Raw genomic sequence first — 20,740 nt, forward strand, 5'->3', positions numbered from 1 at the left:
GATGGATCGGTGACGCGCCGGATCTCGAGTTCGTCGATCGTGGGCCGGGAGGACGAGCTCGCGCTCCTCGACGAAGCGCTCGCGGCCGCCGAGCGCGGCAGGCCTTCCCTGACCCTGGTCACCGGTGACGCGGGCGTCGGCAAGACGCGGCTGCTGCGCGAGCTCGGACGCAGGGCCGACAATCGCGGATTTCTCGCGCTGCGCGGGGAATGCGTACCGTTGGGCGAGAGCGAGCTGCCGTTCGCGCCGATCGTCGCGGTCCTGCGCATGGCGCTGCGCGGACCCGCGGCCGAGCTGCTCGAAGAGGCTCCTGAACCGGTCCGCGTCGAGCTCGCCCGGCTCGCTCCCGAGCTCGCCCGGCCGGGTGATGAGCCGCCGGCCCCGAGCGCGACTTCGCGGTCTCGTCTCTTCGAGCAGCTGTTGGCCGTGGTCCGGCTCCTGACGACCGCGCGGTTGACACTGATCGTCTTGGAGGATCTCCACTGGTCCGATGCGGCGACCCGTGACCTGCTCGCCTTCCTGGTGCGCAGCCTCCACGACGAGCGGATCGCGACTGTGGTGAGTTACCGGCGCGAGGACGTCGACCGCTCGCATCCCCTCCGTGCCACGCTCACGGAGCTGGCGCGGCGCGACGGTGTGCGCCGACTCGAGCTCGCCCCGCTCGGGCGCCGCGACGTGGAACGCCAACTCGAGGACATCCTCGGCCGGCCGGCGCCGTTGGCGATGCTCGACACGATCCATCGGCGGGCCGAGGGCAACCCGTTCTTCGTGGAGGAGTTGCTCGCGGCCGAGGATCGTGGCGGCGCCTTGCCGGTCACCATCGCCGACGCGTTGCTCGCCCGCGTCGACACGCTCTCTGCTTCCGCGCTGCGGATCGTCCAGCTACTCGCCGTCGCCGGGCGGCCCCTCCCCGGCGGGCGGCTCGCCGCCGCCGGGATCTCGGAAGGGGAGGCGCAGGCGGCGATCCGCGAAGCGCTCGCGGCCAACGTGGTGACCGTCGCCGACGGCTACGACCTGCGGCACGCACTCCTGAGGGAGGCGGTCTACGCGGAGCTCCTACCCGGCGAACGCCGCGTCCTCCACGACGCCGTGGGACGCGCGCTCGAGGGCGCGGGGGCCGATGCCTCCGAGCTCGCCTATCACTGGCATGCGGCGGGCGACGTGCCTCGCGCGCTGGCGGCCTCGATCGACGCCGGGCGTTCGGCCAAGCGTGTGTTCGCCTTCACGCAGGCGCTCGACCACTTCGAGCGAGCCCTCGAGCTGTGGGACGAGCCAGGTCTGGGAATGCTCGACCGGATCGACGTGCTGATGGAAGCCGCCGAGGCCGCCAGGCTCACCGGCGACTACGATCGCGCCGCGGCTCTGTGCCGGAACGGGCTCGAGGCGGTCGACCCGCGCGGCCAGCCCGACCGCGCCGCCGCGCTCTACGAGCGCCTCGGCGATTCGCAGTTCATGGACGATGAAGCTGCACTGGACTCGTACCGGCGGGCATTGACGCTTCTCCCAAACGCTGGTGCCGCACGCTCACGCCTGCTCGGCGCCGAAGCCAGGACGCTGACCCATCTGCTTCGCTGGGACGAGGCCCGTGCGCGCGCCGATGAGGCCTTGCGCCTCGCGCTGGAGGCGGATACGGAGGCGGAAGAGGTCCGGGCGCGGATGACGCTCGGCATCACGCTCGCCTTCCTCGGCGCGCTCGACGAGGGAGAGCGCCAACTGCGCGAAGCCAAGCGCGTGTCCGCGATCGCCGGCCGGCCGGACGACCTCGCGCGCACGGAGCTGTACCTCGCCGAGGTCCTGCGCCTGCGCGGCCGTTTCGGGGATGCCCTGACTGTGATGGACGCCGGCGCGGAGCGCTCGTCCCGGCTCGGGCTGGACGGATCGTTTGGCGTGTTCATGCGCGTCAACGCTGCTGAGGACCTGTTCCGGTTGGGGCGCTGGGACGAGGCCGACGCGCGGCTGCGCGAGTGCGCCCGTCGCCCCGTCAAGCTGGTCGCCGAGGTGATGCACCATGCCGTCGCGGCACAACTCGCCGTCGCCCGCGGGGACGTGGATCGTGCGACCGATCACCTCGACCTCGCTCGCGCCGCGTGCGAGGGTGGGATCGCTGCCGAGTTCCTCCCAGGCGTCTATGCCGCGGCGGCGGAGCTGGCGCTGTGGCAGCAGCGTCCGCTGGAGGCTGGAGCCGAGGTCCGCCGTGGGCTGGCGCTGATCGGCGACCAGGCCGAGCCGCTCTACACGCCGGCGCTCTACCTCCTCGGCCTGCGGGCCGAGGCCGACGTCGGACCCCCGTCCCGCGAATCGGCGGACGCTCTCCTCGCGGACCTGCAGGCCCTGGCGGAGCCGGCCCCGCCCATCACCGTCGCGCACGTCACCGCCGCCCGTGCCGAGCACCTCCGGCTCGTCGGCGGACCCGCGAGCCAGGCGTGGGCGGCGGCCGCGGCGGCCTGGGAGGGCGTCGAACATCTCTACCCTGCCGCCTACGCCCGTTGGCGGCAGGCCGAGGCGATCCTCTCCGACGGTGGGTCGCGTCATGACGCCGCCGAGCCGCTGCGACGCGCGTCGGTCGTGTCCGCCGCCCTCGGGGCCACGCCGTTGCGGAATGAGATCGACGCGCTGGCGCGCGCCGCCCGCATCCCGCTCAGCGTCCCGGAGCCGATTCAGACGCCCGGCACCATCGCGGGCGGACTCTCCCCCCGAGAACACGAGGTGCTCGAGCTGCTCGCCGAGGGGATGACGAACCGGCAGATCGCCGAGCGCCTGTTCATCAGCGAACGGACCGTCGGTGTGCACGTGTCGAGAATCCTGGGCAAGCTGGACGCACGCAATCGCGTCATGGCCGCGCGCATCGGACGCCAGCTCGGTCTCGTCAAGAGCTGACTCGAAAGGGGAGAGCATGCCTTCGTATCTATTTCTCTGCGCTGCCGCTGAGGGCGAGGAGCCGGCCGTGGCACAGACGCTCAAGGCCGCGATCGAGCACGAGGGGGCGCTGAGAAGCATGTGGGCCGCGGTCGGCGACTTCCGGGTCGTCGCTCTGGGGCTGCTCGACGGTCCCACGGCGCTGACCAAGGTCACCGACGCCGTCAAGACCGAACACGGCACCACCGGGTGCTGGCTGCAGGTGAACAGCGTCCCCGCGGGGGAGGACATCGACGACGGCCACTGGAAGGGCGGCCTCGAGAGCGGATCGATCTGAGCTTCGGGCCGATCAGGCCGACAGGCCGTCGATCCAGGACGTCGCGTACTGCTCGCCGATCTCGGCCGCGGTGAAGCGCCCGCCGGGCCGGTACCACTGGTGCATCCAGTTGATCATCCCGAGGATGCCGTAGGCGGCCATCTTGGGGTCCACGTCGTCGCGCAGCACGCCTTCGGCGATGCCCTGCTCGATCAGCGCGATCCACGACTGCTCGTACTCGCGTCGGGCTTCGGGGTCGGCGCGCTGGAGGATCGGGAAGAAGTCGCGCAGGTAGATCACGAGCTCCTCGTAGTTCTCGTCGAAGGCGCTCGTGCCGCGGACGATCGCGCGGCGGAGCTTCTCGCGCGCGGGGGCGTCGGACGCGACGATCTCGGCCATGTCGGCGCGGGCGTGCTCGAAGACCGGCGCGACGAGTTCGAGGAAGAGCTCCTGCTTGCCCTTGATGTGGGCATAGAGGCTGGAGATCGAGACGTCGGCGCGCTCGGCGATCGCGCGCACGGAGGTGCGCTCGTAGCCGTTCTCGCGGAAGACCGCCAGCGCGGCTTCGAGGATGGCGTCGCGGGCGGGCGGCACGGGCGGGGATCCTAGTCGCGGTTGCGCGCGGTCACGTGGCGTGGCAGTCTGCAGCCAAACCAACCAACCGGATGGTCGTGAACTACATCGAAGCCACCACGCTGGGCCACCTCGTCGACCGCCAGGCCGCGGCGACGCCGGAGCGCGAGGCGCTCGTGTTCCCGGACGCCCGCCTCACCTACGCGCAGCTCGCCGAGCGCAGCGACGCGTTCGCCCGCGCGCTGCTCGGACTCGGCGTCGAGGCCGGCGACAAAGTCGGCATCCTGCTCGCCAACCGGGTCGAGTTCGTGCTCGCGCTGTTCGGCGCGGCGAAGCTCGGCGCCGTCGTCGTCCCGGTCAACGCGCGCTTCAAGGTGTCCGAGCTCAGCCACGTCATCGGCCACTCCGACGCGCGGGTGCTGATCACCGCGGCGGCGCCCGACGGGACCGACTACCCCGAGCTGCTCACCCAGGTCTTCCCCGAGCTGCCCGAGCAGGACGCCCGCGCGCTGCGCCTCGCCGGCGCGCCCGCCTTGCGGCAGATCGTCGACCTCGACGCGGAGCGCCCGGGCCTGCTCGCCCGCGAGCAGTTCGAGGCGGGCGGGCAGGACCTCGGAGCGCGCGGCGTGCAGGTGCGGATACGCGACGTGGCGATGCTCATGTACACGAGCGGGACGAGCGCGCGGCCGAAGGGCTGCCTGCTCACCCACGAAGCGCTCGTCCGCCACGGCGCCAACGTCGCCCGCGCCCGCTTCGACCTCACCGACCAGGACACCTTCTGGGACCCGCTGCCGCTCTTCCACATCGGCGGCATCGTGCCGATGCTCGGCACGTTCAGCGTCGGCGCGAAGTTCGTCCACGCCGGTCACTTCGAGCCCACGACCGCGCTGCGGATGCTCGAGGAAGAGCGCGCGACCGTGATCTACCCGGCGTTCGAGACGATCTGGCTGCAGGTGCTCGACCACGACGCGTTCGACCGCCACGACCTCAGCGCGATCCGGATCATCCAGTCGATCTGCGTGCCGGAGCGGCTGATGCAGCTCGAGGCGCGGATGCCCTACGCCGCGCAGGTCTCCTCCTATGGCGCCACCGAGTGCTCGAGCAATCTCACGCTCACCCGCCCCGACGACGGGTACGACGCGCGCATGAACACGCTCGGCCGCCCGCTCGAGGGGATGCAGGTCAAGATCGCCCACCCGGAGACCGGCGAGCGCCTGGAGCCGAACACCGTCGGCGAGCTGTGCTTCAAGGGCTACGCGCTGTTCGAGGGCTATTACAAGGATCCCGAGCTGACCGCCGCCGCGTTCGACGCCGAGGGCTACTTCCACTCGCAGGACCTCGCGAAGCTCGACGACGCCGGGCGCCTGACCTACGCGGGCCGCCTGAAGGACATGCTCAAGGTCGGCGGCGAGAACGTCTCCGCGCTCGAGGTCGAGGGCCATCTCGTCGGCCACCCGGCGGTGAGCATCGCCCAGGTCGTGGCGGCGCCGGATGCCAAGTACGGCGAGGTCGTCGCCGCGTTCGTCCAGCTCAAGCGCAATGCCACCGCGACGGAGGACGAGATCGTCGCCTACTGCCAGGGCCAGATCGCGAGCTACAAGGTCCCGCGGCACGTGCGGTTCGTCGACGAGTGGCCGATGTCAGGCACGAAGATCCAGAAGTTCGTCCTGCGCGAAGCGATCGCGGCGGAGCTCGGTGCGCCCGTTCCGGGTTGACATCGACCTCGAGCCGCTGCGCGCGCGGCTCCGGACGACCCGCTGGGCGGACGACTTCGGCAACGCGGACTGGACCTACGGCGTCGAGCGCGAGTGGCTGCGGGGGATGGTCGAGCATTGGTCGCGCTGGGACTGGCCCGAGGCGATCAACGCGGACCCGCAGTTCGTCACCGAGATCGACGGCATCCCGATCCACTTCGTCCACGTCCCCGGCGACGGTCCGCCGCTGCTGCTGACCCACGGCTGGCCGTGGACGTACTGGGACTACGCGCAGGTGATCGACGAGCTGCGCGGCGAGTTCGAGCTGATCGTGCCGTCATTGCCCGGCTACGCCTTCTCCACGCCGCTGCGGACCACGGGCGTGCACCCGGAGCGGGTCGCGGAGCTGTGGGTCGAGCTGATGCACCGGCTCGGCCACGAGCGGTTCGCCGCCGCCGGGGGCGACTGGGGCGCGATCGTCACCGCCGAGCTCGGCGCCCACCACGCCGACCACCTGACCGGCGTGTTCCTGACGATGCCGGTCTTCCCCGGCATCGACATGCGCGAGCTGCGCACCATGGAGTTCGCGCCGGACGAGGCATGGATGCCGGCGCGGCTCAAGGAGGCCAGCCGGATCACGCGCAGCCACTCGACGGTGCACAGCATCGACCCGCAGACGCTCGCCTATGCGCTCGTGGACTCGCCGGTCGGCACCGCGGCCTGGCTGTGGGAGCGCCGGGCGGCGTGGAGCGACGGTGGCATCGAGGTCTTCGACCGCGACTTCCTCTGCACGACCGCCTCGCTCTACTGGCTGACCGGGGCGATCGGCAGCTCGCTGCGCATCTACCACGAGCACTTCAACCGCCGCTGGGGTCTCGCGCGCATCGAGGCGCCGACCGGCGTCGCGGTGTTTCCCAAGGAGCTGATCCTGCTCCCGCGTGCCGTCGCCGAGGAGCGGATGAACCTCAAGCGCTGGACCGTGATGGAGCGCGGCGGCCACTTCGCCGCCGCCGAGCAGCCGGCCGCCGTCGCGGCCGAGCTGCGGGCGTTCTTCCTGCAACGCACTTGACGCCATCCGCTACGATGGAAAAATCAAACGAGTGTTTGTTCTAGGAGAGCGATGGACTTCGAGCTGAGCGAGGAGCTGCGCCTGTTCCGGCGACAGGTCCGCAAGTGGGTGGACAAGGAGACACCCAAGGACTACGCGCGGGAGCTCGAGCGCAAGGAGCATGAGTATCCGTTCGAGTTGTGGGACAAGTTCACGAAGGCCGGCTACCACGGGCTGAGCGTCCCCGAGGAGTACGGCGGCGAGGGCGGCGACGTCATGACCCAGATGGTCCTGGCCCGCGAGCTGTGCCGCTCGCTCGGCGGCCTCAGCTGGGTCTGGGGGATCACGTCGTTCGCCGGGTCGAAGTCGGTCGGCCTGTACGGCTCAGGCGAGCAGAAGGAGCGCATCCTGCCGCGGATCGCCGAGGGCAAGCTGCGCTTCTCGATCGGCTTCACGGAGCCCGACGGCGGCACCGACGTGCTCGGCGCGATGAAGACCCGCGCCGACAAGGTCGACGGCGGGTGGAGGATCAACGGCACGAAGATCTGGTGCTCGAGCGCCCACGTCGCGGACTACATCCTGCTGCTGGCGCGCACGGACGACTCCGTGGTCAAGCGCCACCAGGGCGTCACGCTGTTCCTGCTGGACACGAAGGCCGCGGGCGTGAACATCACCGAGCTCGGAAAGCTCGGCATGCGCGCGATCGGCTCCTGCCAGGTCAACCTGCGCGACGTCTTCGTGCCGGACGCGGACGTCCTCGGCGAGCCCGGCCAGGCGTGGTACATGCTGCTGCCGACGCTCAACAACGAGCGGATGATGGTCGGCGCGTTCTGCTGCGGGATCCTCGACGGGGTGCTCGAGGACGCGCTCGACTACGTCAAGCAGCGCTCCGCCTTCGGCAAGAAGATCGGCGAGTTCCAGACGATCCAGAACTACGTCGCGGAGATCGCGATGATGCGCGACCAGGCCGAGCTGATGGTCTACCGCGCGGCGAACCTGCTCAACCAGGACAAGCCCTGCCATCTGGAGGCGAGCATGGCCAAGGTGGTGGCCTCTGAATACGCGGTCAAAGCCGCCGACCTGGGGATCTCGATCCTGGGCGGCATGGGCTACTCGGCCGACACCGACATGCAGCGCTACTGGCGCGACGCGCGGCTGTGGAAGATCGGCCCGATCACCAACGAGATGGCCCGCAACGCGATCGCCGAGAACCTCGGCCTCCCGAGGTCGTTCTGATGAAGATCGTGGTGGCGGTCAAGCAGGTGGCGACCCCGGACGAGGACTTCGAGCTCGACGGGCTCGCGGTCGACGAGGACGCGCTGGAGTGGGACCTCAACGAGTGGGACACGTTCGCGATGGAGGCCGCGCTCGAGCTGCGCGGCGACGGTGAGGTCATCGCCGTCACCGTCGGCAACGACGAGGCGCGCGACGGCCTGTTGACGGTGCTGGCGATGGGGGCCGACCGCGCCGTGCACCTGCGCACCGACGAGGTGCTCGACCCGCTCGCGATCGCGCGGCTGCTCGCGCCGGTCGTGCGCGAGGAGGCGCCGGACCTGGTGCTGTGCGGCGTGCAGTCCTCGGACGCCGTCAACGGCGCGACGGGTGTGGCGCTGGCGGGTCTGCTCCAGCTTCCCCGCGTCGCCGTGGTCAAGAAGATCGAGGTCGCCGACGGCGCCGCGACGGTCGAGCGCGAGCTCGAGGGCGGGTTGATCGAGCGGTTGCGGGTGCCCCTTCCGGCGCTGCTGACCGTGCAGACCGGCATCAACGAGCCGCGCTACGCGACGTTGCGCGGCATCCGCCAGGCGAGCGCGAAGCCGATGGACGTGCGCGAGGTCGACGCGATCGAGCCGGGCGCGCGGCTGGTGTCACTGGCGCCGCCGGCGAAGGGCGAAGGGGCCGACATGCTCGAAGGCGGCGCCGACGACATCGCGGCGCGGATCGCATCGATCATCAAGAGCAAGGTGGCGTAGATGAGGAGCCCGATGACAGGGTCGCCGAGGGACCAAGCGAAGGTTTCGGGCATCTCGTGGGTGCCGTGGTGAGTGGGGTCCTGGTGATCGCCGAGGCGCGGCGCGGCGAGCTGCGCGACGTCAGCCTCGAGCTGCTGACGGCGGCGGCGACGATCGGCGGGCCCGTCGACGTCCTGCTCGTCGGAGACGCGCCGACCGAGGCGCTCAGCGGCGCCGACACGGTGCTGGTGGGGCGGCGCGAGCACTACGAGCCGCACGTCGCCGCCGCGGCGGCCAAGGCCGCGATCGAGCGCTTCGCGCCCGACGTGATCCTCGCGCCGCACAGCGTCGACGCGATGGGCTACGCGCCCGCGGTCGCGGCCGAGCTGGGCCTGGGGTTCGCGTCCGATGTCACCGGCGTGAACCCGGTCACGCGTGGCGCCTACGGCGACCGGCTCGTGGCGACGCTCGAGTTCGACGGGCCCGCGCTGCTGATGGTCCGCCCGGGTGCGTTCGAGGGCACGACCGCCACCGGCACCGCCACGGTCGAGGAACTCGCGGTCGACGAGTCGGTCGCGGTCGTCGAGCACCTCGGCTACGTCGAGGCCGAGGCGGGCGACGTGGACATCACGACGTCGGGCTTCCTGCTCTCGATCGGGCGCGGCGTCGAGGACGCCGACGGCGTGGCGGAGTTCGAGGAGATCGCGGAGAGGATCAGCGCGACGCTGGCGGTCTCGCGGCCGCTGGTCGACGCCGGGTTCGTCCCGGCGGCGCGGCAGGTCGGCCAGTCGGGGAAGACGGTCAAGCCCAAGGTCTATCTCGCGCTCGGCATCTCGGGCGCGATCCAGCACCTCGCCGGGATGCGCAAGGCGGACACGATCATCGCCGTCAACACCGATCCGGAGGCGCCGATCTTCCAGGTCGCCCACTACGGCGCCGTCGCCGACCTCTACGACGTGGCACGGGCGCTGCCGCCGCACTTCGAGTGACCCGCGAGGTCTTCTGGCACTTCCCGGGCTGGCTCGAGGCCCTCTGGTACGTCCTCGCGGTGGCATCGGTCGGCGTGTTCGCCTACGGGCTGTACGCGCCGCTGCGCCACTACAAGGACCTGCCGCGGCCGCTGCGCTACCGGGAGGCGCTGAAGACCGTCCTCAGCCACCGCACGATCCGCCGGCGCGACACGAAGGCCGGCATCGCCCACGCCGCGATGTTCTACGGCTTCGCGACGCTGTTCATCGGCACGGTCGTGCTGGCGATCAACACCGATGTGACCGAGCGCTTCTTCGGCTGGCGCTTCTTCAAGGGCGACTTCTACCGCTGGTACTCGCTGATCCTCGACGTGATGGGGATCGTGCTGCTCGCGGGCGTGCTCTACATGATGGTCCGCCGGGCGCTGGCGAGGCCGGCGAAGCTGACGTACCGCTGGGGGGACTGGGCGCTGGTGACCGGGCTGCTGTACCTGTTGGTCACGGGCTTCGTGCTCGAGGGCGTGCGGATCGCGATGGACGACCCACAGGACCTCGACTACAGCCCCGCGGGCTGGCTCGTGAGCCGCGCGTTCACGGGCATCGGCGACCTCGACGCGCTGCGGATGGGCCTGTGGTGGGCGCACGGGCTGGTGGCGCTCACGCTCGTGGCGGCGATCCCGTACACGAAGGCCACGCACATGCTCCAAGGGTTCCTCTCACTCGCTGCGCGCGACCCCAAGGCGGGGAAGCGCCTGCGGCCGGCGCCCGCGGACCAGCCCGCCGGGTACGCGACGCTCGAGGACTTCCTGCCGGTCCACCTGCTGCAGATCGACGCCTGCACCCGCTGTGGCAAGTGCCACGAGGCGTGCCCGGCGCTGGCCACCGGCAAGCCGCTGTCACCACGCGACGTCGTGCTCGACCTGCGCGACGTCCTCCGCTCCGGTGGTGGTCCTTCGCCGATCGCCCCCGAGACGATCTGGTCGTGCATGCAGTGCAACGCGTGTGTGGAGGTCTGCCCGGTCGGCATCGAGCAGGCGCCGATCATCAACCAGCTGCGCCGACGCGCGGTCGAGGAGGGCGAGCTGCCCGCGGAGCTGCAGTCGACGCTCCGGGTGGTGCAGAAGTCCGGCAACTCGTTCGGGGAGAACAAGCGCCGTCGCGGCAAGTGGACCAGCGAGCTGGACTTCGAGGTCCCGGACGCGCGCAGGCAGCCCGTCGACGTGCTCTGGTTCGTCGGCGACTATGCGTCCTTCGACCCGCGCTCCCAGGCGGTGTCGCGGTCGCTCGCGCGGCTGTACCGCGCGGCCGGCGTGGACTTCGGGATCCTCTACGACGGCGAGCGCACCGCCGGCAACGACGTGCGCCGGGTGGGGGAGGAAGGGCTCTGGGAGGCACTGGCGGAAGAGAACATCGGCACGCTCTCCGGCGCCGAGTTCAACCGCATCGTCACCTCGGACCCGCACTCGCTCAACACGCTGCGCAACGAGTACCCCGACCTCGGCGGCAGCTGGCCCGTGTCACACCACACGACGTTCCTGCTCGAGCTGATCGAGGCCGGAAGGCTCGACGTCGGCGGGCGGCTGCGCTACCGCGTGACCTACCACGATCCGTGCTATCTCGGCCGCCACAACGACGAGTACGAGGCGCCTCGCCGCATCCTGGAGCGGCTCGGGTGCACGCTCGTCGAGATGCCGCGCAACCGCGACAACTCCTTCTGCTGCGGCGCCGGCGGCGGCCGCATCTGGATCAAGGACGAGCTCGGCGCCGAGCGCCCGTCGGAGAACCGGATCCGCGAGGCCGCCGGCCTCGGCGAGCTCGACTACTTCGTCGTCGCCTGCCCGAAGGACGTGACGATGTTCGAGGACGCGATCAAGACCTCCGGCCACGAGGACCGGCTCGCCCTGCGCGAGCTCACCGAGCTGCTCGAGGAGGCGCTGCCGGGCTAGAGCGCCTTCGGCCCGAGCCGGAGCGCGATCGACGGCACGAGGAAGATCCGGATCAGGAAGGTGTCCACGAGCAGGCCGAGCGCCACGGTGAACCCGACCTGGTAGAGGCTCTGGAGCTCGGTCGCCAGCAGCGTGCAGAACGTGCCGGCGAGGATCAGGCCGGCGCTGGTGATGACACCGCCGGTCAGCTCGAGGCCCTTGATCACCGCATCCTCGTGGGAGAGGTTGCGTCTCGCCTCCTTGATACGGGTGAGCAGGAAGACGTTGTAGTCGACCCCGAGCGCGACCAGGAACAGGAACGTGAACAACGGCTCGGCGGGGTCGGACTTGCCGAAGACGATGCTCGAGACGCCGAGCGCGAACGCGTAGCTGAGGACGACCGTGAGGATCACGTAGATCGGGGCGATCAGGCTCCGCAGCAGCGCGGCGATGATCACGAAGACGAGGATGAGCGCGAGCGGGACGATGAGCCGCGCGTCGCGGCGCAGCGCGGCCTCGGCGTCCATCACCTCCGCGGTCGCGCCGCCGACCATCGCCGTGGGTGAGATCGCCTTCGCGTTCTCGCGCAGCTTCGTGACCGCCTCGGTGGCCCGCTCGGTGAAGGGGTCCCCGTCGAGCGTGACCCGCACGAGCGCCCGCTTGGCGTCCTTCGAGTACCCGACGAGGTCCACGCTGTAGGCGACGTCGGACCCCAGCTGCGGCAGCTTCGTCGAGAGCACGCCCTGGTCGATCACGATGTCGACCGGCCCTGACTGGCCGGGCGGGAACTTCGCCTGCATCACCCGCAGGCCGGCGACCGACTCCGGCTGGCTGCGGAACTGCTCGGCGAAGTCCAGCGGCTCGCGGTCCTTGAGGTTGCCGAGCGCGCCCGCGACGAGCACGGCCAGCACCGCGGCGATCAGCATCCCGGGCCGCTCGCGGACGAGCGCGCCGATGCGCGGCCACATCCCGGAGCTCTTGCCCGCGCGGAACGCGGTCTTGGGCAGCACAGACAGGATCGCGGGGAGCAACGTGATCCCGGCGAGGACGGTCACGGCGATGCCGATCGCCAGCACCGGGCCCATCCAGCGCGTCGCGTTGTAGTCGGCGACCGTGAGCACCAGCATCACGCCGGCCACGATCCCGCCCGCCGAGACGATCGTCGGCATCGTGCGCCGCACCGCCGTGCCCATCGGGTCGGGCGACCCGGCCGCGAGCTCCTCGCGGTAGCGGGCCAGCAGCAGCAGGCAGTAGTCGGTGCCCGCGCCGAACATCAGCACGATCAGGATCGCCGTGGCCTGGCCGGTCGGCCGGTAGAGCCCCGCCTTCGCGCCCGCGTAGACCACGCCCGCGGCGACCACGTAGGCGATGCCGACCACGATCAGCGGGACGACGGCGATGAACGGGTTGCGGTAGATCGCCAGCAGCAGGAACAGGACCAGCGCCAACGTGACGATCAGCAGCGTCTGGTCGATCCCCTCCAGGGCCTTGGACTGATCGGCCGCGAACGCGGCCTCGCCGGTGACGTACGCCTTCACCCCCGGCGGCGGCTTGATCGCGGCGCGGATGGCGGCGACGTCGCGGACCACCGTCTCGGTCGCGTCGTCGGACGTCCAGATCGTCGAGATCTGGCTCGTCTGGTCATCCGAGAACGGCTTGATCGTGCTCGACGGCTGGTAGGTGATCTGCGGGAGCTCGCCGCACGAGAGGTTCTGCCGCGTGATCACCCGCACGACGTCGGGGATCCGGCCCTTCTCGCACAGCGCCGCCCCGTCACGGGTGACCTGGTCGAAGTCCTCGGGCTGCAGCTGGCCGTTCTTCGTGTACAGCACGAGCGCCGTCGTCTCGCCGCCGCCGGCGAACGCCCGCTCGATCGTGTCGTTGACCTTGACCGACTCCGCCTTGCTGTCCTGGAACGCGTCGCTCTCGTCGGACGCCAGCGCCTGCAGCTTGGACTGGAACGGGAACGCGACGACCGCGGCCACCAGCCACAGCGCGATCACGACCCATTTTGCCCGTCTCCCTCCCAAAGCGGCGATCAGTATGGCTCAAGGCGAAGGCATAGAGTCCAGCGTGATGGAGATCCGCGCATCCGACGCCGAGCGCGACGCCACCGTCGACCGCCTCCGCGAGGCCGCGGCCGAGGGGCGGTTGACGCTCGAGGAGCTGTCGGACCGCGTCGAGACGGCGGCGGGCGCGGTGATGCGTTCCGAGCTCGACGCGCTCACGCGGGACCTGCCCGCCCGGTCGCTCGCACCCGTGCAGGCGCAGGCCCCGGACGTGCGGGCGCTCGGCGACATCAAGCGCTCCGGCAGCTGGTTGATCCCAGCCGAGAACCACTTCCGGACGTTCTTCGGGACGATCAAGCTCGACCTGCGCCAGGCGCAGATCTCGGCCAACGAGACCCGGATCCACGCCTGGACGCTGTTCGGGAACGTCGACCTGCTGGTGCCGGAGGGCGTCGAGGTCGAGATCCAGACCAAGACCCCGATCGGCCGGCTCCGCCACGAGGCGGCGCCCCCGGTTGCGGGAGCGCCGCGGATCGTGCTCACGGGCGGGACGTTCTTCGGCGACGTGCGGATCCGCCACCGGCGGCTGTGGGAGAAGCTGGTCGGGCGCTAACAGCCCATGTGGCGGATCGGGTCGCAGACGCCGCCGTCGCGCATGATGATCCCCTGCGAGGTGTTGATGGGCGCCGTCGTCGGGACGGTCGAGAGCGGGCTGAGCGACGGGGTCGCGGCGATCGCCGGAGCCGCGCTCAGCGCGGACGCAGCAAGGGTGGCGGCGAGCAGGAGGCGAGCGGTACGCATGGGGCGGTGGTCCTTTCGTGACGTGATGGTCGGAGGTCTAGACCCACGCGTTTGTCGAAAGGTTGGCCGGTTGTTGGAACGTTTCACGCGCGCTGCGTAAGGACCACGCCGCCGAGCACGACCGCGCCGCCCACGACGGTCACGCTGGTCAGTGCCGTGCCGAGCAGGAGCACCGACCACGTGGTCGCGAAGACCGGCACCAGGTACATGAACGACGCGGTGCGCGACACGTCCAGGCGCTTGAGGCTCGCCGACCAGAGCAGGTACGGCGCGAGCGTCCCGCCGAGGACCATGTAGAGCATCCAGAACCACGCGCGCCCGGCGCACGGGTCAGTACCGCACGCTGTCGGAGAAGAAGTCCAGGCGCCGGCCGAGGACCGCCTCGGCGGTCGTCAGCCCGGAGCGCGCCGCCTTGTCGACGCCGATGCCACGCGCACGGGTCGTGTCACCCGTCAGCCACAGCCCGTCGACGCCGCGCACCATCGCGTCCGGCCGCGTCGCGCCGACCATGCCCGGCTTGCAGATCACGCCGTAGGTCGTGACGAGGTGCGGCTTCTTCCACAGCGCGCCGCGCGCGGCGGGCAGCATGTCCTCGATGTCGAGCCAGAGGTCGTGGAACTGCTGGTCGAGCCACGCCTTGTCGCCGTAGCGTCGTGTGGCGTCGAACGCCGCGCCGAAGCAGGTCAGGTACTCGCCCTTGGGCGACACCCCGGGGTCGTAGCCGGTGAAGTTCAAGGTGAACCCGGGCAGGCCGGTCCGGGGCGTGGCGAAGAACGACGCCATCTCCAGCTCGCTCGAGGCGATCACCGGCTCCTCGGCGGCGATCCAGTAGCCGATCCAGCACGCCTTGTTCTTGTTGTTGGCCAGCAGCTTCACCCGCTGCAGCCAGTCCCACGGCAGCGCGCCGTCGTCGAACAGTGCGGGGATGTCCCACACCGGCGCGTTGACGACGACCTCGTCGGCCTCCAGCGGCTCGTCCCAACCGCGAAGTTCCACGCCGCGAACCGCCCCGTCGCGCACGATCACCCGCTCGACCTTCTCGGGCATGTGGAGCGTCCCGCCGAGCGCCTCGAAGGCGGCGGCCACCCGCTTCCACAGCGACTCCCACCCGCCCATCGGCCAGAACGAGTAGCCGGCGGTGCGCTTGCGCTCGTAGTGCAGCTTGCGCGCGAACAGGTTCTCCGACGCCGAGTGCTCCCACCAGTTGAAGGTGATCTGCTCGAGCACCGAGATCGCCTCCCACACCTGGTAGACGCCCTCGTCGCTCGAATGGCGCGCCATCCACTCGCGCAGCGACAGGTGATCGAGCGTGTCGAGCTCGGCGAAGCTCGTCTCGGTCAGCGCCTCGATGCAGCGCTTGAGCCCCTTCTTGGCCTCGCCGCCGTAGTACTCCTGGATCGGCTTCCAGCCCGTCTTGTCCCAGAACGGCATCGAGTCGCTGCGCTCGGAGTGGACCAGGTCGACCCCGATGTACTCGCAGGCGCGGGTCAGGCTGTCGCCCGGATCCTCGACCAGGTGCGAGCCCAGCCCGATCTGGTGGCCGCGGAAGCGATGCTCCATCGCGCGCCCGCCCAGGTATCGGTGCTTCTCGACGATCGCGACGCGCTTGCCCTGCTTCGCGAGCAGCGAACCGGCGACCAATCCGGCGGTCCCGGCGCCGACCACGATCACGTCGTATTTCATGTCGGCCAATCTGTCATAGTTGCGGGAACCAATCAAGCGGTTGGTAGAAAGGGCGAGGAGAGAATGGCGAAAGTCGACGTCGTGGTGATCGGCGCCGGGGCGGCCGGTCTGACGGCGGGTGCGCTGCTCGCCAAAGAAGGCCGCTCGGTCAAGGTCGTCGAGGCCTCGCGCCACCTCGGCGGGCGCGGCATGGCGGTGCCCGAAGAGGGCTTCAAGCTCAACCTCGGCGGCCATCTGCTCGAGGACTCGGGCTCCGGGATCACGAAGGTCTTCGAGCACGTCGGCAAGCGGCTCGGGCACGGCGCGGTCTCGTCCGACATGCCGGTGTGGGATCACGAGAAGAACGTCTGGGGCTCGATCCGCGACCGCTACAGCGGCGACAAGTCAGAGCTCAAGAAGGTCATCAAGGCGCTGATGGACACGCCATACGAGGAGCTCGACCGCTGGGACGACCGGCCGCTGCGCGAGTGGATGCGCCGGCACACGTCCGACCAGGGCGTGATCGACCTCTGGGAGTTCCTCTCGGTGCTCGAGTGCATGACCGACAACTGGTACGACCACAGCGCCTCCGACAACCTGTACGTCCGCAAGATGCACTACTCCGAGGCGCGCGTCGCCGGGTACTCGTTCTGGCCTGAACAGGGCTGGGACGGGCTCTTTCAGGACCTGCATGACGCCGTGGGCGAGCATGGCGGCGAAGTGATGCTCGGGGTGCCCGTCGAGACCGTGCTGATCGAGGACGGCGTCGTGCAGGGGGTCGTGCTCGGCCGCGACAAGGTGATGCCCAACGAGTACCTCGAGGGCGAGGTGCTCGAGGCCGACTGCGTGATCTCGACGCTGCCGGTCTGGAATGTGCTGCGGGTCGTGCCGGAGAGCGCACTGCCGGACTGGTACGTCGACCAGATCCGCTTCGTGGCCCGCGACGCCCTGCGGATCTCGTGGGTCGGGCTCTACATGGCGACCCGCGAGGAGACCTTCGCGCTGAACCCGCGCGAGATCTCGACCTGGCTGCACGCACCGACCTCCCGCCTGTCCGGCTTCGCGTTCAACCAGTCGGCGATGGACCCCACGACCGCGCCCGACGGCGTCAACCTGATGGTCTCCGGCGCCATCATCGATGGGGCCAAGGCACGCGACGCCGCGTACCTGAAGACGATGTTCGAGCGCTTCGAAGCCGACATGAAGACGATGTTCCCGGGGCTGAAGAACGCCTACTGGCGGCGCCGGCACCTCGTGCACGACCCGTCGTTCGGCGTCATCCAGAAGCCCGGACTCGTCGGCATGTTCCGCCCGCACTGGCGCGCGCCGAACGTCGACGGGCTGTACTTCGCCTCTGAGACCTTCCGCAGCCGCGGGATCGGCGTCGACCGCGCCGCGCGCGCCGGGCTCACGGCGGTGGAGGACTACCTGGGACGGCGACTGGAGGGATTCGGATGGCGCTACTGAAGCCCTGGACCGAGGCGATCACGATGGGCGACGCACTGCTGCGCTCCGCTGACGCGCGCCCGGATCACGTCGCGGTGGCGCTGCCCGATCGCTCGCACACCTACGGCGAGCTCGCGGACCGCGCGCTGCGGATCGCCCGCAACCTGATCGGCCTCGGTGTCGAGCCTGGCGAGCATGTGGGCGTGTTGATGCCCAACGGCTTCGACATCCTCGCCACCTACTTCGGCGTCTCGCTGGCGGGCTGCACGATCGTCCCGATCAACGCCCGCTTCCGCACCCGCGAGCTCGGTTTCATCGTCGAGAACGCGGACCTCGCGTGCGTGATCACCAACGACGCCAACGACGCCTACGTCAACTATCACGACCTCCTGCGCGACAGCATCGACGCGCGCGGGGGAGCGCCGCTGCTGCGCCACACCGTCGTCCTGGGCAAGGGTGACGCGGACTTCGACGCGCGCGGGGAGGACGTGGGGGAGGCCGCGGTGCACACCCGCCGCCACGGCGTCAGCGTCGCCGACCCGGCGATGATCCTCTACACCTCCGGCACGACCGCCGAGCCGCGCGGCGCGATCATCTCCCACGAGTCGATCGTGCGGGTCTGGGGCGGCGCCGTCTCGCACGCGATGCGGCTCGGGCCCGACGACCGCATGTGGAACCCGTGCCCGATGTTCCACATCGCCGCGATGGGCGTCAGCGTGGCCTGCGTCACCCACGGCATGACGATCGTCACGGCGCCGTTCTTCGAGCCCGACAGCGCCGTCGAGCTGCTGATCCGTGAGAAGCCGACCGCGCTCTATCCCGCCTACGCGAACATCCTCCTCGGCGTCCTCACGCATCCGCGGTACGCGGAGGTCGAGCTGGTCGCGTCCAGCGCGCTCGTCGTCGGCGCCCCGACGACGCTGCGCTCGCTGCAGGAGCAGCTGCCGGGCTGCACGGTCGTGACGACCTTCGGCATGACCGAGAGCTGCGGCTGCGCGACCTACACCGACATCGACGCGTCGCTGGAGCTGCGCAGCGAGACGGTCGGTCCGCCGATCGCCGGATTGGAGCTGCGGATCGCCGACCCGCTGACCGACGCGCCGCTCGGTCCGGACGAGCGCGGCGAGATCCAGCTGCGCGGCCCGATCCTCTTCGACGGCTACTACAAGGACGCCGAGAAGACCGCGGCGACGTTCCTCGAGGGCGGCTGGATGCGCACCGGCGACCTCGGCTCGCTCACCGCCGACGGCGCCGCTCGCTACCACGGCCGGATCAAGGACATCATCCGCGTCGGGGGCGAGAACCTGTCGCCGGCCGAGATCGAGGCGCACCTGATGACCCACCCCGCGGTGCTGATCGCGCAGGCGGTCGGCATCCCGGACGAGCGGCTGGACGAGGTGCCGGTGGCGTTCGTCGAGCTGCGGGAAGGCGCCGAGGCGAGCGAGGAGGAGCTGATCGGCTACTGCCAGGGCGCGATCGCCCGCTTCAAGGTGCCGCGCCACGTACGCTTCGTCGACGAGTGGCCGATGTCAGCGACCAAGGTCCAGAAGTTCCGCCTGCGCGAGCAGATCATCGAGGAGCTGCAGATCAAGGCGTAGTCGCCTGGCTGCTCGACTCCGACCCCGCGATCCGCTGGCAGGTCATGCGCGACCTGCTGGGCGCGGAGTGGCGCGCCGAGCGGGCCAAGGTCGAGACCGAGGGCTGGGGCGCCCGGCTGCTCGGTTTGCAGGACGACGACGGCCAGTGGGCGGGCGGCTCGTTCGTCCCCCGCGGCTTCACGCCGAGCGACTGGGAGCGCGAGGGCCAGCCGTGGACGGCGACGGCGTACGCGCTCGCGCAGCTGCGCGAGTTCGGCCTGGACCCGGCGACCGACCGCGCCCGCCGGACCGTCGAGCTGGTCGGCGCGAACTCGCGCTGGGACCACGACGGCCAGCCCTACTGGGAAGGCGAGGTCGAGGAGTGCATCAACGGCCGCACGGTCGCCGACGGCGCCTACTTCGGGGTCGATGTCAGCCCGATCGTCGAGCGGCTGGTAGGCGAGCGTCAGCCCGACGGGGGCTGGAACTGCCGGCGCGAGTTCGGCTCAGTCCGCTCCTCCTTCGACAGCACGATCAACGTGCTCGAAGGCCTGCTCGAGTTCGAGCGCGCGACCGGCGGGACCGACGCGTCGCTGCAGGCGCGGCGGGCGGGCGAGGAGTACCTGCTCGAGCGCCACCTGTTCCGCCGGCTGAGCACGGGCGAGCCCGCCGACGAGCGCTTCCTCGCCTTCCTGCACCCGAACCGCTGGCGCTACGACGTCCTGCGCGGACTGGACTACTTCCGCGCCGTGGGCGGTCCGCCCGATCCGCGGCTGGCCGAGGCCCTTACGCATCTGCGGTCCAAACGCCGTCCCGACGGGACCTGGGCCTTGGATTGGCGCGTGCCGGGCCGGGTCTGGTTCGAGCTCGACGACGGGCCAGGCGAGCCCTCGCGGTGGATCACGCTGCGCGCGCTGCGAGTGCTCTCCTGGGCTGACGCTTAGGCCCCGATGTGGTTCAGGAGCCGCTGGACCGGCGACGGGTTCCAGGGCCAGCGGAAGTTGCGGTCCGTCCCCTCGTCGACGTTGCGGACCATCTGATCGTCGGCGCCGGGAACGGCGCCGGAGTACGACGTCCGCAGCGGCAAACCGTGCTCGCCGCGCAGCGCGTTCTCGGTCGGCGGAGCTGTGGGGAGTCGCTGCTGCCACAGCGCCGGGGGCGTCGGCGTCAGCCCGACGGTCTCGAACTCCTCGCGCATCTGTGCTCGGTGTTCGAGCACCTGCGAGACGATCGGCGCGGTCGGCGGATGGAGGATCGGGTCGTCGCCCTGTGGACTGACCGCGACCGGGCTCACGCCGAGGCCGTGGGCGGCGCGATGGGCGTGGATGAGTTCGTGCCCGAGGCCGATGAACCTGGCCGCGCGGGGCTCGTTCTCGTTGTAGCGGACGACGCTTCCCGTCCCCGCGCCGGCCTGACCGTCATAGCGGTACGCGGGACGGACGGACCGGACATCACCGCCGCGCAGTCGTGGGCTCTGCGCGTGACCCGCGCCGCGCGCCGAGGAGATGTTGACCGCCGCGGCCGCGCGGGCGTGCTCGGCGGGGGTGTTGTCCGCTCGTGCGTCGGGCGGGAGCACCCCCGCGCGCTGTTGGATGCCGGCGAGCAGCGCCTGGCCCGCGGGCCGTTGGCGCAGCCGGCTGATCGACGCGCGCGTGTCGGCCACGAGGTCCGTGTATGCGCCTGCGTCGTCAAGGCCGCGCTGGACGGTGATCCCCGGCGCTGCCGGCAGCGAGTCGACGCGCCGCAGCCGGGCCTGCTGCTGGGTCAGCATCGCCGGGGTGATCGGGTGCCGCAGCAGGCTCGAGTCGGTGTTCAAGGCCGTGCGGCGCCGGAGCATGTCCGGCGCCCGCGCGGCCGGCGCCGGCGCCCCGCCGACGGATGCCGATCTTGGCCGCTGCGGACGGAGCTCCACGCTC

Annotated in this window: 17 protein-coding genes and 1 pseudogene; 12 read left to right on the forward strand and 6 right to left on the reverse strand. The window is 70.7% G+C overall.

Features of this window, described 5'->3' with window-relative positions:
* Window positions 1-9 precede the first annotated feature (9 nt).
* A complete protein-coding gene (locus tag G569_RS66150; RefSeq protein WP_028066398.1) occupies window positions 10-2,877 on the forward strand; it encodes a helix-turn-helix transcriptional regulator in 2,868 nt (955 codons plus the stop codon).
* A 67-nt stretch (window positions 2,878-2,944) separates the two neighbouring features.
* Window positions 2,945-3,193, forward strand: a complete 249-nt coding sequence (locus G569_RS0131720) for a hypothetical protein (protein ID WP_028066399.1) — start codon at window positions 2,945-2,947, stop codon at window positions 3,191-3,193.
* A gap of 12 nt (window positions 3,194-3,205) precedes the next feature.
* Here the strand turns inward: G569_RS0131720 and G569_RS0131725 are convergent, their stop codons facing one another.
* Window positions 3,206-3,766 carry a TetR-type transcription factor C-terminal domain-containing protein gene (locus G569_RS0131725; RefSeq protein WP_028066400.1) on the reverse strand — a complete coding sequence of 187 codons (561 nt, stop codon included), beginning with the start codon at window positions 3,764-3,766 and terminating at the stop codon, window positions 3,206-3,208.
* A gap of 77 nt (window positions 3,767-3,843) precedes the next feature.
* Here G569_RS0131725 and G569_RS0131730 point away from each other — a divergent pair, with 77 nt between their 5' ends.
* The 6 genes from G569_RS0131730 (at window position 3,844) to G569_RS0131755 (ending at window position 11,350) form a co-directional block, all read left to right on the forward strand.
* Window positions 3,844-5,460 (forward strand): AMP-binding protein, encoded by a 1,617-nt coding sequence (locus G569_RS0131730; protein ID WP_028066401.1) that lies wholly within the window; start codon window positions 3,844-3,846, stop codon window positions 5,458-5,460.
* Window positions 5,441-6,508: an epoxide hydrolase family protein gene (locus G569_RS0131735; RefSeq protein WP_028066402.1), complete on the forward strand. Its 1,068-nt coding sequence runs from the start codon at window positions 5,441-5,443 to the stop codon at window positions 6,506-6,508. Before G569_RS0131730 ends, G569_RS0131735 begins: the two co-directional genes overlap by 20 nt.
* A 51-nt stretch (window positions 6,509-6,559) precedes the next feature.
* Complete coding sequence (locus tag G569_RS0131740) at window positions 6,560-7,723, forward strand: acyl-CoA dehydrogenase family protein (protein ID WP_028066403.1); 1,164 nt, start codon at window positions 6,560-6,562, stop codon at window positions 7,721-7,723.
* The gene (locus tag G569_RS0131745) at window positions 7,723-8,457 is read left to right on the forward strand and encodes an electron transfer flavoprotein subunit beta/FixA family protein (protein WP_028066404.1); all 735 of its coding nucleotides are present in this window, start codon (window positions 7,723-7,725) and stop codon (window positions 8,455-8,457) included. Before G569_RS0131740 ends, G569_RS0131745 begins: the two co-directional genes overlap by 1 nt.
* A 68-nt stretch (window positions 8,458-8,525) precedes the next feature.
* Complete coding sequence (locus G569_RS0131750; RefSeq protein WP_028066405.1) at window positions 8,526-9,425, forward strand: electron transfer flavoprotein subunit alpha/FixB family protein; 900 nt, start codon at window positions 8,526-8,528, stop codon at window positions 9,423-9,425.
* Window positions 9,422-11,350 (forward strand): heterodisulfide reductase-related iron-sulfur binding cluster, encoded by a 1,929-nt coding sequence (locus G569_RS0131755; protein ID WP_028066406.1) that lies wholly within the window; start codon window positions 9,422-9,424, stop codon window positions 11,348-11,350. Before G569_RS0131750 ends, G569_RS0131755 begins: the two co-directional genes overlap by 4 nt.
* On the opposite strand, the gene G569_RS0131760 is transcribed toward G569_RS0131755, so the two are convergent.
* A complete protein-coding gene (locus G569_RS0131760; RefSeq protein WP_028066407.1) occupies window positions 11,347-13,332 on the reverse strand; it encodes an MMPL family transporter in 1,986 nt (661 codons plus the stop codon). The genes G569_RS0131755 and G569_RS0131760 overlap by 4 nt on opposite strands.
* A 73-nt stretch (window positions 13,333-13,405) precedes the next feature.
* On the opposite strand from G569_RS0131760, the gene G569_RS53225 reads away from it, so the two are divergent.
* A complete protein-coding gene (locus G569_RS53225; protein ID WP_053227264.1) occupies window positions 13,406-13,951 on the forward strand; it encodes a DUF1707 SHOCT-like domain-containing protein in 546 nt (181 codons plus the stop codon).
* Here G569_RS53225 and G569_RS0131770 read toward each other — a convergent pair.
* The 3 genes and pseudogenes from G569_RS0131770 to G569_RS0131780 all read right to left on the reverse strand — a co-directional run bounded on the left by G569_RS0131770 (window position 13,948) and on the right by G569_RS0131780 (window position 15,822).
* Window positions 13,948-14,139 (reverse strand): hypothetical protein, encoded by a 192-nt coding sequence (locus G569_RS0131770; RefSeq protein WP_028066408.1) that lies wholly within the window; start codon window positions 14,137-14,139, stop codon window positions 13,948-13,950. The two genes, G569_RS53225 and G569_RS0131770, sit on opposite strands and share 4 nt — an antisense overlap.
* Before the next feature lie 83 nt (window positions 14,140-14,222).
* A pseudogene (locus G569_RS0131775) lies at window positions 14,223-14,444 on the reverse strand (EamA family transporter); the annotation flags it as partial.
* Between the two features lie 25 nt (window positions 14,445-14,469).
* Window positions 14,470-15,822 carry a phytoene desaturase family protein gene (locus G569_RS0131780; protein ID WP_028066410.1) on the reverse strand — a complete coding sequence of 451 codons (1,353 nt, stop codon included), beginning with the start codon at window positions 15,820-15,822 and terminating at the stop codon, window positions 14,470-14,472.
* A gap of 63 nt (window positions 15,823-15,885) precedes the next feature.
* Between G569_RS0131780 and G569_RS0131785 the strand changes: the two genes are divergently transcribed.
* The 3 genes from G569_RS0131785 to G569_RS0131795 are packed head-to-tail and all read left to right on the forward strand — an operon-like array spanning window position 15,886 to window position 19,768.
* Window positions 15,886-17,268 (forward strand): phytoene desaturase family protein, encoded by a 1,383-nt coding sequence (locus G569_RS0131785; protein ID WP_028066411.1) that lies wholly within the window; start codon window positions 15,886-15,888, stop codon window positions 17,266-17,268.
* Window positions 17,256-18,845, forward strand: a complete 1,590-nt coding sequence (locus tag G569_RS0131790; RefSeq protein ID WP_028066412.1) for a class I adenylate-forming enzyme family protein — start codon at window positions 17,256-17,258, stop codon at window positions 18,843-18,845. Before G569_RS0131785 ends, G569_RS0131790 begins: the two co-directional genes overlap by 13 nt.
* Window positions 18,846-18,889: 44 nt before the next feature.
* On the forward strand, window positions 18,890-19,768 hold the full coding sequence (locus tag G569_RS0131795; RefSeq protein ID WP_211233142.1) for a hypothetical protein: 879 nt from the start codon (window positions 18,890-18,892) through the stop codon (window positions 19,766-19,768).
* On the opposite strand, the gene G569_RS59415 is transcribed toward G569_RS0131795, so the two are convergent.
* Complete coding sequence (locus G569_RS59415) at window positions 19,765-20,736, reverse strand: M91 family zinc metallopeptidase (RefSeq protein ID WP_157592454.1); 972 nt, start codon at window positions 20,734-20,736, stop codon at window positions 19,765-19,767. The genes G569_RS0131795 and G569_RS59415 overlap by 4 nt on opposite strands.
* Window positions 20,737-20,740: the final 4 nt, after the last annotated feature.

The sequence above is a fragment of the Solirubrobacter soli DSM 22325 genome (genome assembly GCF_000423665.1).
GTDB lineage: Bacteria > Actinomycetota > Thermoleophilia > Solirubrobacterales > Solirubrobacteraceae > Solirubrobacter > Solirubrobacter soli.

Coding starts and splice junctions, on each gene's coding strand:
- G569_RS0131740 (WP_028066403.1), top strand. CDS start 6,560: ATGGACTTCGAGCTGAGCGAGGAGCTGCGCCTGTTCCGGCGACAGGTC.
- G569_RS0131745 (WP_028066404.1), top strand. CDS start 7,723: ATGAAGATCGTGGTGGCGGTCAAGCAGGTGGCGACCCCGGACGAGGAC.
- G569_RS53225 (WP_053227264.1), top strand. CDS start 13,406: ATGGAGATCCGCGCATCCGACGCCGAGCGCGACGCCACCGTCGACCGC.
- G569_RS0131770 (WP_028066408.1), bottom strand. CDS start 14,139: ATGCGTACCGCTCGCCTCCTGCTCGCCGCCACCCTTGCTGCGTCCGCG.
- G569_RS0131780 (WP_028066410.1), bottom strand. CDS start 15,822: ATGAAATACGACGTGATCGTGGTCGGCGCCGGGACCGCCGGATTGGTC.
- G569_RS0131785 (WP_028066411.1), top strand. CDS start 15,886: ATGGCGAAAGTCGACGTCGTGGTGATCGGCGCCGGGGCGGCCGGTCTG.
- G569_RS0131790 (WP_028066412.1), top strand. CDS start 17,256: ATGGCGCTACTGAAGCCCTGGACCGAGGCGATCACGATGGGCGACGCA.
- G569_RS0131795 (WP_211233142.1), top strand. CDS start 18,890: ATGCGCGACCTGCTGGGCGCGGAGTGGCGCGCCGAGCGGGCCAAGGTC.